Raw genomic sequence first — 12607 nt, forward strand, 5'->3', positions numbered from 1 at the left:
GTAAGAAGGAATTTAGAATGACCCTACAAAATACAATAAATAACAATCTCGTTCGTTACATGGAGCTTATCCCAGGCACGAGTGCTTTCATTGATGCACGTACTCCGGGAAGCGACCTAAAAGACAACTTCTGTATCATTGGTGCTGGTGTGGCTGAAAGCAGCCGTCAGCATGTTCATATTCGTGAAACAGCAGGCTTTAACATTGGTGCAGCAGGTCAGCCACCAGGCATTAAGAACTCTCTGCACTCTCATCATACTGCTGAACTATTTGTGGTCTTCAAAGGCCAGTTTAGATTCTACTGGGGTAACGAAGGTGAACACGAAGCGGTATTGTCGCACGGCGATGTTATCTCGATCCCTACGAACCTGTTCCGAGGTTTCGAGGTTGTAGGGCGTGATTACGGCTTTATGTACTCTGTGTTAGGTGGTGACAACTCTGGCGGTGGCGTGGTTTGGCACCCAAGCGTGATTACAGACAGCCAAGGCTACGGTTTATACCTAAAGGCAGACGGCACGCTGGTTGATACCATAGACGGTGATGCAGTGCCTAGTGAGTCTGAATTGATGCCACTACTAACGGATGAAGAGCTGAGCAAATTCGATACCTACACCGCCGAGCAGATGATGCCTTTCGTCGCATTGAAGAAGGATTACCGAGAAATCTCAGGTGACTTTGACAAGCCTGGCGTTAAACAGTTTGCATTAACGGGACACCCATCTGCGAGCTACGACTTCCAAGTTAAGAGTGTGGATGACGTGAGTATTATGGCTTACGAGTTAACGGAAGGGGCGAGTATTCCTGTTCACCAACGTGATGAAAAGCAGGTGTTGATTAACTTTGAAGGCGATACTTTGCTTAACCTGGTGAAAGATGGCGAACAAGCACAGTTGGTGTTGACTACTGGCGACGTGTTTAGTGTACCAGCAGGTGCATCGTACAGCCTAGAGAACCTACGAGGCACCAGCTTCACCTACGTGGTATTGGGTTCTGACCAACCACAAACACTGTAGGATAATTAATGATGAAACCAGAAGTACTACTGTTATGGTTACCTGGTTTGTTATGTGATGAAGCGTTGTTTCAAGACGTCAATAAAGAGCTGCCCGATTGGGTGGCTCCTTTTACTTATGACTTGGGAACCGACACATCCATGCAAGCCTTAGCGAGCAAAGTGCTAGAGAACGCCCCGGAAAGTTTCGTGCTTGGTGGTTTATCTATGGGCGGCATTCTTGCGTTTGAAGTCTTTCGACAAGCGCCACAACGCGTTAAAGGCTTGATCTTAATGGACACCAACTCTGCAGATGAAAAGCCAGAAGTGTCAGAGAAGAGAAACGCCTTGGTTGATAAAGCAAAAGCAGGGGAGTTTGAGTCAATAACGCCTGATATTCTAATGCCAGTGCTTATTCATCCGAGCCAGTTGGCGAATCAAGAGCTGACCCAAAGAATCACGAAAATGGCGAACAATATTGGCGTTGAAAGGTTTGAGGCTCACGCTCAAGCATTGGCGACTCGTCCTGACGCGAGACCACTATTGGCCGATATTCAGGTTCCTACGTTGATCATCACAGGTAAAGATGACCTGTTATGTCCAATCGATAATCACCTGTTAATGGCGAAACACATCAAGCAGGTATCGCTTCATGTCATTCCTGATTGCGGACACTTATCGACAATGGAGCAGCCTAAGATTGTTGCGCAGCATATTCGTAGTTGGTTTGAAGGCGCTCAGCTGTGATTCTTTATAGTGAGCGAAGAAGCCACTTTTCATGCCGAACATGCAATATAAAGTGCAGTGCGCTTTATATTGCACTTGTCACCATGTTTGCCACTGTACTTTGCACCTTACCTAAGCACTAAAAGCCATCGCTGATTTACAAGCTGCTTCCTATCTGCTTTGCCACAAAATCTACAAACCTATCCCTGAGTGGATTCTCACTCTCTCCATTCCATATCAATCCGACAGGCCAAGTGGCATGTTTACCTTGTAATGCAATGAATTCAACCTTGGTGTTGCTTATCTGCTGTGCGCTGCTCGGTACTATTGTGAAGCCGATATTGGCCGAGACTAACGCAAGCAAGGTGAGAATATCATCAGCTTCTTGTGTCTTTGATAGATCGAGGTTGTTCGCCAGGCAATATTGTTGGATCTGTTTGTCTAGTCCAGGACCACGATGTTGAGCGAGCTTTAGATAAGGCCACTTAGGTAATTCACAGAGTACCTGATCTTTGTTTGGCGCTTGCTTGAGAAGATCTTTGTGAATGGCAATCACAAGGGAATCATCGAAAAGCGTTAGGCTGTTTAGATCTGACGAGTCTGGGATTCGATTGAAGCTGATATCGAGTTCGTGGCTCAACAGCTCATCTTTTTGCTGCTTAGAAGGGGTGTCATTTAAGGTGACGTGAACCTCTGGATATTGCTGTTTGTAAGCCGCAATCAGCTTAGGTGCCTCGTGATAAGTGGACACGCCAAATCCAATGTTTAAATGCCCCTGCGTTCCGTTTACCACCGAGCCAGAAAGCTGCTGAAAGGCTTGCATTGAATCGACCAAGCGTTGGGCTTCTGCCAGTAAGGTTTTGCCTGCATGCGTCAGCTCTGCGCCATTTCTGCCGCGGGAGAACAGGCTCGCCCCAATATTGGATTCAAGCCGCTGAATCTTTTTGGTGAGTGCCGATTGAGTAATGTAGAGCCGCTCTGAAGCCAAACGATAATTTCCCGACTTAGCCAGCTGACAAAATGCCTTCAGTAAATCAAATTCCATTCCAAGTGCTCATTGAACTACGAATAAATTTCATTATATGGAATTGAAGCGATTTTTTATACTGGCTCCATACCAAATCGGATAAAGCGAAAATTTGAGGACGAATCATGAAAAGAGACATCAAAGTAGCATCGGTTCAGTTTAACCATCATGCCGGCGACAAGGCGTACAACTTATCGGTGATTGAGCATTACGTTCAACAAGCGGCGGACAGTGGTGTCGAGATCATCAGCTTCCCAGAGATGTGTATTACTGGCTACTGGCATGTGTCTGCTTTGTCGCGAGACGAAATAGAAGCCCTCGCGGAGCCAGTACCGAGCGGTGAATCCACTCAACAGCTGGTTGCACTAGCAACACGATTTGGAATGAGTGTTGGTGCGGGCTTGATAGAGCAGGGTATTGATGGTGAGTTATACAATACGTATGTGTTCGCGATGCCAAATGGTGAGGTACAGAAACATCGCAAATTGCACACGTTCGTAAGCCCATATATGAGCAGCGGCGATCAATACACGGTGTTCGATACGCCCCACGGTTGCAAAGTCGGGATCTTGATTTGTTGGGATAATAACTTGGTTGAGAACGTTCGAATTACCGCTTTGAAAGGTGCCGATATATTGATTGCACCACATCAAACGGGCGGTTGCCACTCGCGTAGCCCCAATGCGATGAAGCGAATTGACCCAGATTTATGGTTAAACCGAGATGAAAACACAGAGGCGATTCGTGCTGAAATGCAGGGCAAGAATGGGCGCGAATGGCTAATGCGTTGGTTACCGGCAAGAGCGCACGATAATGGCATGTTTGTGGTGTTCAGTAACGGTGTTGGCGTTGATATGGATGAAGTAAGAACGGGCAATGCGATGATCCTAAGCCCTTATGGGGAGATCATAACAGAGACGGACAGCGTTGATGACGATATGGTGATTGCGGATTTGAAAGCGCAAGAGTTAGAGATGTGCACCGGGAGACGTTGGATTCGTGGTCGCAAGCCTGAGCTTTATCATTCACTGACGCAGCCGCTCGGACATGAACTGGACCCACACCAAGCGCGTTTTTCAGAAAAATAATGTTGAAGTTGCTGGTGGAGAAAGTGAGTGAATCAAGCGAGTGATTAATTAATGGCTAAGTGGGGAAGGGATCGGTCTTTAGCTCTTAATTTAGTCTCCCCACTTAAATCGTTTTTAAGTGGGGAGACTATCTACACTGGGATAAGCAATTGCCTATGTTTAGTGGCGAGTTCGAGACGAAGTAAGATCCGCAGCTCTAAGTTGAGCAATCGCTTTTGCGAGTTCAAGCTGAGCTTGTGCGAAGTTAACGTCTACGTTGCCCTTATTGATGTTTTCTAGAGCAGCGTGTTTCGCTTCTTCAGCGCGAGCGCGGTCAATGTCTTTTGCGTGCAAAGCGGTATCGGCCAAAACCGTTACCACATCCGGTTGAACTTCAATCATCCCACCAGACACATAAAGTACTTCATCTTCTGCTTTTGGGTCGGTGACAAACACCGTCACGCCCGGTTTTATTTTGCTAAGAAGCGGGGAGTGACCGGGACGAATCCCGAGTTCACCATCTGCTCCAGAAACGGCTAGGGCATATGCCGGCCCTGAAAACAGCGTACCTTCCGCACTTACGATATTAAGTTGAAATGTATTGTCTGTAATTCCAATAGCCATAATGCACCTACCTGTTAGAGTGATTTCGCTTTTTTAAGCACTTCGTCGATAGAGCCACAGTACAAGAATGCTTGCTCTGGAATGTCGTCGTATTCACCATTCAATAGGCCTTTGAAGCCTCTTAGCGTTTCGCTGAGTGGTACAAACACACCTTTCTGACCGGTAAAGACTTCCGCTACGTGGTAAGGCTGAGTTAAGAAACGTTCAATCTTACGAGCGCGAGATACGACCTGCTTATCTTCTGTCGAAAGCTCATCCATACCAAGAATCGCAATGATGTCTTTTAGCTCTTTGTAGCGTTGCAGTGTGGTTTGAACCGTTTGTGCAATGTCGTAGTGCTCTTGTCCTACGATCAGCGGGTCCAATTGACGTGACGTTGAATCTAGCGGGTCAATCGCAGGGTATAGCCCCAGTGCTGCGATGTTACGAGACAGTACAACAGTCGCATCTAAGTGAGCAAAGGTTGTTGCCGGAGATGGGTCAGTCAAGTCATCCGCAGGTACGTATACCGCTTGGATAGAGGTGATCGAGCCCTGTTTTGTTGACGTGATGCGCTCTTGAAGCACCCCCATCTCTTCCGCCAATGTTGGCTGGTAACCTACCGCTGAAGGCATACGACCTAACAGCGCAGATACTTCTGTCCCTGCAAGCGTGTAACGGTAGATGTTATCGATGAATAACAGCACGTCGCGGCCTTCATCACGGAAGCGTTCAGCCATAGTTAGGCCAGTAAGCGCAACACGTAGACGGTTACCCGGTGGCTCGTTCATTTGACCGTAAACCATGGCAACTTTGTCTAGTACGCCAGCTTCTTTCATCTCGTAGTAGAAGTCGTTACCTTCACGAGTACGTTCACCTACACCGGTAAATACAGACAAACCTGAGTGAGCTTTGGCGATGTTATTGATAAGCTCCATCATGTTGACGGTTTTACCTACACCGGCACCACCAAACAGACCAATTTTACCACCCTTAGCGAATGGACAGATAAGGTCGATAACCTTAACACCTGTCTCAAGCAATTCAGTGCTGTTAGCTTGTTCTTCATAAGAAGGGGCTTCGCGGTGGATCTCGTAGTTCTCTTTTTGGCCGATTTCGCCACATTCATCGATAGGTTGGCCAAGCACGTTCATGATACGGCCTAGTGTTTCTTCACCGACTGGAACTGTGATTGGAGAACCTGTGTTTTCAACAGTTAGGCCACGACGTAAGCCGTCTGATGTACCCATCGCAATACAGCGAACAATGTTGCCGCCGAGTTGCTGTTGAACTTCTAATACCAGCGAGCTTGCTTCGTCGCTAGTGACTTTCAATGCATCATAAACGCGTGGGCTGTTATTGCCGCTAAACTCGACGTCGACCACCGCGCCGATCACTTTTACTATTTTTCCAACACTCATGTGTAATTCCTCAAATTCTATTCTGACCCGCTCTTCCTGCCCTTAGACAGCTTGAGCACCTGAGACGATTTCACTCAGTTCTTGGGTAATGGCAGCTTGTCGTGCCTTGTTGTACACCAATTGCAAATCATCGATGAGCTGACCAGCGTTGTCGGTAGCGGCTTTCATGGCTACCATTCGTGCAGCTTGCTCACAGGCGATGCTCTCAACGATGCCTTGATACACTTGAGATTCGATGTATCGGTGTAACAGTTCAGAGAGTATGTCTCTTGGCGCTTGTTCATAGATGTAGTCCCAACGACGCGCTTTCTTGGCTTCACCGTCTGCCTCTGAGTCAGAAGGGTGGGGTAGAAGCTGTAAAGTCCTTGGAGCCTGAACCATGGTGTTAACGAACTGGTTGTAGACTAAGTACAAGCTGTCGATTTTGCCTTCGTCATAGTGACCAAGCATCGCGTTAACCGTACCTAAGATGTCTTCTAACTTTGGTGCGTCACCTAGGCCTGAGGTTTGTGCGATAACATTGCCGCCGCGTTGGAAAAATGAGATAGCTTTTGAACCAATTAAGGTGGTTTCTACCTCAACGCCTTTAGCACTCCATTGCTCCATTTCTTCCAGCACTTTCTTGAACAAGTTGGAGTTCAAGCCACCACATAAGCCGCGGTCAGACGAAATAATGATGTAAGCCACGCGCTTAGGTTCACGCTGTTGAAGGTAAGGGTGCTGGTATTCCAGCGACCCTGATGCAACATGGGAGATAACCTTACGCATGTTTTCGGCATATGGTCGCGTCTGCGTCATGTTGTCTTGAACCTTACGCATCTTACTTGCCGCGACCATTTCCATTGCACTTGTGATTTTCTGAGTGTTACTAACACTGGCTATCTTGGTGCGAATTTCTTTAGTACTTGCCATAATCTGCTCCTATTTGTTTTTGTTTCCAGCTAACAAACCGGAGCACTTACCAAGCTTTCATCCCAACAAAACCTTCTAGAATCTCTTTAAGAGCGCTATCGATTTCGTCGTTGTAATCACCTGTCGCGTTAATCTTGTCGATCAGCGCTGGGTTTTGAGCTTTGGCGTACGCGATCAGCTCTTCTTCGAAGCGGGCTAGGTTGTTTAGCTCAACGTCGACTAAGTAGCCTTTTTCAGCCGCGTAAATCACAGTAGCTTGCTCTGCAACCGACATAGGGGAGTACTGCTTTTGCTTCATCAGTTCAGTCACACGCTCACCATGGTCAAGTTGCTTGCGCGTCATCTCATCTAGATCAGAAGAGAACTGAGCGAATGCCGCCAATTCACGGTATTGAGCCAGCGAAGTACGGATACCGCCAGATAGCTTCTTGATGATCTTGCACTGGGCAGCACCACCCACACGAGATACCGAGATGCCTGGGTCAACGGCTGGACGTAAGCCTGCGTTAAATAGCTGAGTCTGTAGGAAAACCTGACCGTCGGTAATCGAGATTACGTTGGTTGGTACGAATGCCGATACGTCACCCGCTTGAGTTTCAATGATAGGAAGCGCGGTTAATGAGCCTGTTTGGCCTTTCACTTCACCGTTAGTGAACTTCTCTACATACTCTGCATTGACTCGTGCTGCGCGTTCTAGCAGGCGTGAGTGAAGGTAGAATACGTCGCCAGGGAAGGCTTCACGACCCGGTGGGCGTTTAAGTAGCAATGAGATTTGGCGGTATGCGACTGCTTGTTTGGATAGGTCATCGTAGATGATCAGTGCATCTTCACCACGGTCACGGAAGTATTCGCCCATGGTGCAACCCGCGTAGGGTGCTAGGTATTGAAGCGCTGCTGATTCTGATGCTGATGCGACAACCACAATGGTGTTTTTAAGTGCGTCGTGCTCTTCGAGCTTGCGAACCACGTTAGCGATGGTTGACGCTTTTTGACCAATCGCCACATACACACATTTAATGCCTGAATCTTTTTGGTTGATGATGGCATCGATTGCTAGTGCCGTTTTACCTGTCTGACGGTCACCAATGATCAGTTCACGTTGACCACGACCGATAGGCACCATGGTATCTACCGCTTTGTAGCCAGTCTGAATTGGCTGGTCTACAGACTTACGTTCAATTACACCAGGGGCAATCACTTCTACTGGGTCAAGACGGTCACAACTTACGGGGCCTTTACCATCAATCGGCTCACCTAGGGTATTTACTACACGGCCCAGAAGCCCATTACCCACGGGTACTTCCAAGATACGCCCAGTGCCTTTTACTTTCATGCCTTCAGAAAGGTCAATGTAAGGACCCATTACCACCGCACCAACAGAGTGGGTGTCTAGGTTAAGTGCAAGTGCGTATTTGCCACCAGGTAGTTCAATCATCTCGCCTTGCATCACATCTGCAAGGCCATTGATGGTGATGATGCCATCACGAACCGATACGATAGTGCCTTCGTTGCGAGCTTCAGTTCTCACGTTAAATTGCGAGATTCGTTCTCTAATTAGATCACTAATTTCATTTGAATTTAATTGCATTTTATTACCTATCTCGCGTGAAGTTGATTAGCTAAGCGGCTTATTGATGTGTTCAACGAACCATCGATAACGGTTTCACCCGCCTTGATGACAATCCCACCGACCAGTGAGTCGTCAATCACCTGTTCTAATTCAACCTGACGCTCTAATTTCTTCTCAAGTGCAGCCGTTAATGAGGTAACTTGACCTGATGTAAGGCATTCTGAGCTGGTGACAGTGACAGGAATTACACGTTCATGTTCGTCCTTCAGCTCGCTGAACAAGCTAAACAAGTCTTTTACGACGGAAAGGCGACCATTCTCAGCCAACACTCGAATTAGGTTGATAACGTGTTCATCAACCAACCCTTGGCAAACGTGAATGATGAGATTGGCGAGCTGTTCAGTTTGTTGGGCGCTTGCCCCTTCTGCTGAGATAATCTGATCAGCAATCGCTTCTTCTTCCGTTACTGCCACAAGAATTGAAAGCATCGAGTGCCACTCTTGTAACTTGTTTTCACCCAAAGCAAAGTCGAATGAGGCTTTGGCGTAGGGATGAGCAATATTGGTGTAATCTGACATACTGCCTCCGCTTACAGTTCGCTAATGAGTTGGTCAACTAACGCTCGGTTCGTTTCTGAATCTAGGTTTTTGTTGATCAGTTTCTGTGCACTTTGAATAACAGCGTCTGCCATGTCTGCCTGAAGTTCACGACGTAACTTTTGACGCTCACTTTCTAGTTCGGCTCTGCCTTGCTCTAAGATGCGAGCTTTTTCTTGCTCGGCTTCTTCGTGCGCTAAGCTGATTATTTCATTGCGGCGTTTTTTGCCTTGTTCAATCAGTTCAGTGACGTTGCGTTTTGCATCTTCGACAAGTTGTGCGCCATTGGATTTTGCTAGTTCTAGTTCTTTCGCTGCATTCTCTGAATGGCGTAAACCATCAGCAATTTCTTTTTGGCGCTCGTCTAACATTGCGGTGAGAGGGGGCCATACATATTTCATGCATAGCCAAACAAAAATCACGAATGAGATTGCTTGCCCGAACATGCTTGCATTTAAGTTCATACCTTCCTCGCTAAATCTTGATTAATTACAAATCGATCTTTTCAAAGCTTTTTGATTAAGCCACGGCGAAGATGATGTATAGACCGATACCAACACCGATCATTGGTACTGCATCCACAAGACCCATCATGATGAAGAATTGAGTACGAAGCATTGGGGTAAGGTCTGGTTGACGAGCAACACCTTCAAGGTATTTACCTGCCAAATTACCAATACCTGACGCTGCACCTGCCGCACCTAAACCAATCAGTAATGCACCTGCTACATATAAAACTGCGCTTACGATATCCATTTGTATCTCCGATAAATAATTTGTTAGTTAAATTTTTTAGTTATTAATTAGTGGTGTTCTTCTGTTGCCATACCTAAATAAACAACGGTCAGTACCATAAATATAAATGCTTGCAAGAATACGATTAATATGTGGAATAGTGCCCAAGGAACACTCAGTGCCCATTGCATCCACCATGGCATTAATGCGATCAGAATAAATATCATCTCACCTGCATACATGTTTCCAAATAATCGTAAGCCTAGTGATATAGGTTTTGAAATTAATGTTATTAATTCAAGAACTAAGTTAACAGGGTATAAAAGAGGGTTATCAAATGGCTGCGTAGTAAGCTCTTTGATAAAGCCTTTCAATCCTTTATTTTTAAATGTATAAGTCAACAGTAAGATAAATACACCGAGTGCCATCGACATTGGAATATTTACGTCCGCCGTTGGTAGATCTCTAAAGTGTTCTAGACCCATTGCACGACTTAATGCTGGTATGAAATCTATTGGTAATAAATCGACCGCGTTCATTAACAACACCCAAACAAAAGTGGTTAATGCCAGTGGCCCTATTAATTTATCCTCCGCTTGAAAAATCTCTTTTACTAGGTTGTTTACAAAATCAAATATCAGTTCGATAAAACATTGAAATCGACCTGGAACACCGCTGGTGCCCTTAGTCACTACGTATCGAAAAGCTCCAATAAACAGTAAACCCGTAATCCAAGATACCAACATCGAGTCGATGTTGAACGCCCAGAAACCATCACCTGTAGTTAAGAAGGTTAAGTGATGCTCTATGTATTCGTGAGCGGTAGTTACTTGATCCATACTACACGTACTCCGATCTTGTAGAGGCAGTAATAAATGGTGTTAAGAAGTACCCAACCATAGTGAGAATATATGCGTACAATATTACTGGGTTATCCAATTTGAAAAACTGGAACGCCAAGATAAACATTAAGAACGTATAAGTTATTTTCACGACACGACTCATTTGCATTAAGTCACGTAAACTATAATTAGGATTCTTGCGCACCTTTAGGCTTGCATATATAAAACCAAACAGCGGAGGTAGCATCGCAATAACGATACCCAAAGCCGACGATTCCATATCTACTTTATTACCAAAAAACACTTCATATAAAACTACACCGACGGCTAATACTACTTGGCAGAGAACAACTCTTTTAGCAGCAACAAGAATGTCACCACTTATCCCATTAAGCCTCATAATAAAACCTTATATTTAACAGTGTAAGCTCATATAAAACACAGTTTGAATATGTCTTGCTACTCGCATTTACTTGTTAATAAAACTTTGCTTGTTAACAAAGAGATAATCTTGCTGGTTTTATATCTCCTGACGAAATAGAACGATATAAACTAATTCGCTCTCGTTTCGACAAAATATAAACTACGCCTAAAATTATGTGATCAAAACGACAAATATCGACATCAATAATTCCATTTTTGAAATGGGTGTTTTCCATTTATGAAAGTAATAATTCTGTCACTATAATCATGAATATTTCAGATGATTTACTGATAACTTTAAGTATTGATAACTGCTCGAATAAATCAGGGTCAAGCCAAGTGTGTTTAAGGTAATCAATTTATATTTTTCAGACACTTAAATTAACTTTTCATCAGAGTTAGAGTCGGACTCTAGATGTGTTAATTCATCACTATTTGGTTATTTATAGGGAGCGGCGTGCGTTTATTAACGCAGAAATATATATTTTTTATCTATTACTCATGAAGCGTGGAAAAACTGTGTTACATCAATGGTTATCCGCATTTTTGTTACTCATCGAGGTATTTATGGCCGGTTAGATTGGATGGTAAGGGGAAGAATTGAGAGTGTTAAAACCGTTTTTATGAAGTTCAAACTCCACTTAAGAGCTTGTTGATAGTGGTTGATGCGGCCAGATAAAGCGTATTTTGAAGCAACAAATGGCAGTGCAGCACTGCCATTTGCTAAACCTTGTTTATGAAGCTTCATAGCTCAGATATTGAATACACAAGTCATGAAAAGCTTGCGCTTGGGGTGAGATAGTACGGTCAGACAGTCGGAATATTCCAATTTGTCGCTGTAACGGCGGGTCGATCAAAGGAATCCACACTAAACGTGTTTCATTGGTTGGAAAAGCAAGCTTAGGCAGCGTGGTTACCCCAATGCCTAGTTCCAACACTGAAAACAGAGAAGTAATGTTCTCTACGGAATACAGGGCTTGTTCGCTGAGCATACGTGCAGGTGTTGGATCGAGTAGGGTGCAAGTCCCGTTACGAATGAAGGGCTGTTTTAACAGAGTTTGCCATTCGATCCCTTCAGGTTGAGCGGCGATAGGGTTGTCCTTTAAGCAGACCACACCGATAGGATCGGAAAGAAGTGGGGTGAAGTCGATACTCTCTTCTTCTAAATGGGAGGTGTTGCCTAGGGCGACATCTACTTCTCCAGAGAGTAATCGAGCTTCTACACCTGCCGCATTATCATCAATCAAACTCACTTCTACATTCGGGTATTGCTCACAAAAGGCCCCTAACACGCTAGGGATCAATTTGGCTGCCACCGAAGGCACGCTCGCTATTCGAACTCTTCCTTGTTGCCCAGCCGCCGCTGCACGTAAGTCGTTGTCTAATGCTTTGTAAACATTCAAGAATTGAATGATTTTTGGTAGGCATATTTCACCAAAAGGTGTCAGTGTAGATTTGTTGCCTGTTTCAAACAGTGGCTGACCAAGTATCTTCTCAAGCTCTTTTATTGAAGTAGACAGTGCCGCTTGAGAGCGATTTGCTCGGTGAGAGGCGGCACGAAATCCACCTTCTTCGACCACTAAAACAAAATGTTTTAACTGTTGTAGCTTAATACTCATGACTTCGATCCCTCTCTAGCCCTTGCTATATCTTACTTTTTGTAAGGTGATAGATTTTATTTATCAAATGCACAA

At 45.1% G+C, this 12607-nt stretch carries 15 protein-coding genes; 3 read left to right on the forward strand and 12 right to left on the reverse strand.

The window, feature by feature from the left end:
* The first annotated feature begins 17 nt into the window (after nt 1–17).
* Both F0251_RS12420 and F0251_RS12425 read left to right on the forward strand, forming a co-directional pair.
* Complete coding sequence (locus F0251_RS12420; RefSeq protein ID WP_171731075.1) at nt 18–1013, forward strand: cupin domain-containing protein; 996 nt, start codon at nt 18–20, stop codon at nt 1011–1013.
* An 8-nt stretch (nt 1014–1021) separates the two neighbouring features.
* Complete coding sequence (locus F0251_RS12425) at nt 1022–1738, forward strand: alpha/beta fold hydrolase (protein ID WP_081090283.1); 717 nt, start codon at nt 1022–1024, stop codon at nt 1736–1738.
* 136 nt (nt 1739–1874) lie between these two features.
* Here the strand turns inward: F0251_RS12425 and F0251_RS12430 are convergent, their stop codons facing one another.
* Entirely contained in the window at nt 1875–2762 is an 888-nt protein-coding gene (locus tag F0251_RS12430) for a LysR family transcriptional regulator (RefSeq protein WP_171731076.1), read from the reverse strand.
* Nucleotides 2763–2869: 107 nt separating this feature from the next.
* On the opposite strand from F0251_RS12430, the gene F0251_RS12435 reads away from it, so the two are divergent.
* Nucleotides 2870–3832, forward strand: a complete 963-nt coding sequence (locus F0251_RS12435; protein WP_171731077.1) for a nitrilase family protein — start codon at nt 2870–2872, stop codon at nt 3830–3832.
* Nucleotides 3833–3991: 159 nt separating this feature from the next.
* On the opposite strand, the gene F0251_RS12440 is transcribed toward F0251_RS12435, so the two are convergent.
* The 11 genes from F0251_RS12440 to F0251_RS12490 form a co-directional block, all read right to left on the reverse strand.
* Nucleotides 3992–4435 carry a F0F1 ATP synthase subunit epsilon gene (locus F0251_RS12440; RefSeq protein ID WP_004741161.1) on the reverse strand — a complete coding sequence of 148 codons (444 nt, stop codon included), beginning with the start codon at nt 4433–4435 and terminating at the stop codon, nt 3992–3994.
* Between the two features lie 14 nt (nt 4436–4449).
* Nucleotides 4450–5835 carry a F0F1 ATP synthase subunit beta gene (gene atpD / locus F0251_RS12445; protein WP_171731078.1) on the reverse strand — a complete coding sequence of 462 codons (1386 nt, stop codon included), beginning with the start codon at nt 5833–5835 and terminating at the stop codon, nt 4450–4452.
* A gap of 42 nt (nt 5836–5877) precedes the next feature.
* On the reverse strand, nt 5878–6747 hold the full coding sequence (gene atpG / locus F0251_RS12450; protein WP_171731079.1) for a F0F1 ATP synthase subunit gamma: 870 nt from the start codon (nt 6745–6747) through the stop codon (nt 5878–5880).
* Between the two features lie 46 nt (nt 6748–6793).
* Nucleotides 6794–8335 (reverse strand): F0F1 ATP synthase subunit alpha, encoded by a 1542-nt coding sequence (gene atpA, locus F0251_RS12455; protein WP_171731080.1) that lies wholly within the window; start codon nt 8333–8335, stop codon nt 6794–6796.
* 8 nt (nt 8336–8343) lie between these two features.
* On the reverse strand, nt 8344–8895 hold the full coding sequence (locus F0251_RS12460; protein WP_004741165.1) for a F0F1 ATP synthase subunit delta: 552 nt from the start codon (nt 8893–8895) through the stop codon (nt 8344–8346).
* 11 nt (nt 8896–8906) lie between these two features.
* A complete protein-coding gene (locus tag F0251_RS12465; protein WP_004741166.1) occupies nt 8907–9377 on the reverse strand; it encodes a F0F1 ATP synthase subunit B in 471 nt (156 codons plus the stop codon).
* Between the two features lie 55 nt (nt 9378–9432).
* Entirely contained in the window at nt 9433–9669 is a 237-nt protein-coding gene (atpE, locus tag F0251_RS12470; protein WP_004730405.1) for a F0F1 ATP synthase subunit C, read from the reverse strand.
* Nucleotides 9670–9716: 47 nt separating this feature from the next.
* Nucleotides 9717–10487, reverse strand: a complete 771-nt coding sequence (atpB, locus tag F0251_RS12475) for a F0F1 ATP synthase subunit A (RefSeq protein WP_017060838.1) — start codon at nt 10485–10487, stop codon at nt 9717–9719.
* 1 nt (nt 10488) lies between these two features.
* Nucleotides 10489–10890, reverse strand: coding sequence for a hypothetical protein (locus F0251_RS12480; RefSeq protein WP_061031080.1), 402 nt, complete (start codon nt 10888–10890; stop codon nt 10489–10491).
* A 588-nt stretch (nt 10891–11478) separates the two neighbouring features.
* Nucleotides 11479–11661: a hypothetical protein gene (locus F0251_RS12485; protein ID WP_146107449.1), complete on the reverse strand. Its 183-nt coding sequence runs from the start codon at nt 11659–11661 to the stop codon at nt 11479–11481.
* Entirely contained in the window at nt 11648–12532 is an 885-nt protein-coding gene (locus F0251_RS12490) for a LysR family transcriptional regulator (RefSeq protein ID WP_105058091.1), read from the reverse strand. The genes F0251_RS12485 and F0251_RS12490 overlap by 14 nt, the downstream gene beginning before the upstream one ends.
* Between the last annotated feature and the right edge of the window lie 75 nt (nt 12533–12607).

The sequence above is a fragment of the Vibrio sp. 070316B genome, from assembly GCF_013114115.1.
GTDB lineage: Bacteria > Pseudomonadota > Gammaproteobacteria > Enterobacterales > Vibrionaceae > Vibrio > Vibrio chagasii_B.

Excerpts from the sequence above, each read along its gene's own strand:
- F0251_RS12420 (WP_171731075.1), top strand. The coding sequence starts at position 18 with ATGACCCTACAAAATACAATAAATAACAATCTCGTTCGTTACATGGAG.
- F0251_RS12425 (WP_081090283.1), top strand. The coding sequence starts at position 1,022 with ATGATGAAACCAGAAGTACTACTGTTATGGTTACCTGGTTTGTTATGT.
- F0251_RS12430 (WP_171731076.1), bottom strand. The coding sequence starts at position 2,762 with ATGGAATTTGATTTACTGAAGGCATTTTGTCAGCTGGCTAAGTCGGGA.
- F0251_RS12435 (WP_171731077.1), top strand. The coding sequence starts at position 2,870 with ATGAAAAGAGACATCAAAGTAGCATCGGTTCAGTTTAACCATCATGCC.
- F0251_RS12440 (WP_004741161.1), bottom strand. The coding sequence starts at position 4,435 with ATGGCTATTGGAATTACAGACAATACATTTCAACTTAATATCGTAAGT.
- atpD (WP_171731078.1), bottom strand. The coding sequence starts at position 5,835 with ATGAGTGTTGGAAAAATAGTAAAAGTGATCGGCGCGGTGGTCGACGTC.
- atpG (WP_171731079.1), bottom strand. The coding sequence starts at position 6,747 with ATGGCAAGTACTAAAGAAATTCGCACCAAGATAGCCAGTGTTAGTAAC.
- atpA (WP_171731080.1), bottom strand. The coding sequence starts at position 8,335 with ATGCAATTAAATTCAAATGAAATTAGTGATCTAATTAGAGAACGAATC.
- F0251_RS12460 (WP_004741165.1), bottom strand. The coding sequence starts at position 8,895 with ATGTCAGATTACACCAATATTGCTCATCCCTACGCCAAAGCCTCATTC.
- F0251_RS12465 (WP_004741166.1), bottom strand. The coding sequence starts at position 9,377 with ATGAACTTAAATGCAAGCATGTTCGGGCAAGCAATCTCATTCGTGATT.
- atpE (WP_004730405.1), bottom strand. The coding sequence starts at position 9,669 with ATGGATATCGTAAGCGCAGTTTTATATGTAGCAGGTGCATTACTGATT.
- atpB (WP_017060838.1), bottom strand. The coding sequence starts at position 10,487 with ATGGATCAAGTAACTACCGCTCACGAATACATAGAGCATCACTTAACC.
- F0251_RS12480 (WP_061031080.1), bottom strand. The coding sequence starts at position 10,890 with ATGAGGCTTAATGGGATAAGTGGTGACATTCTTGTTGCTGCTAAAAGA.
- F0251_RS12485 (WP_146107449.1), bottom strand. The coding sequence starts at position 11,661 with ATGAAGCTTCATAAACAAGGTTTAGCAAATGGCAGTGCTGCACTGCCA.
- F0251_RS12490 (WP_105058091.1), bottom strand. The coding sequence starts at position 12,532 with ATGAGTATTAAGCTACAACAGTTAAAACATTTTGTTTTAGTGGTCGAA.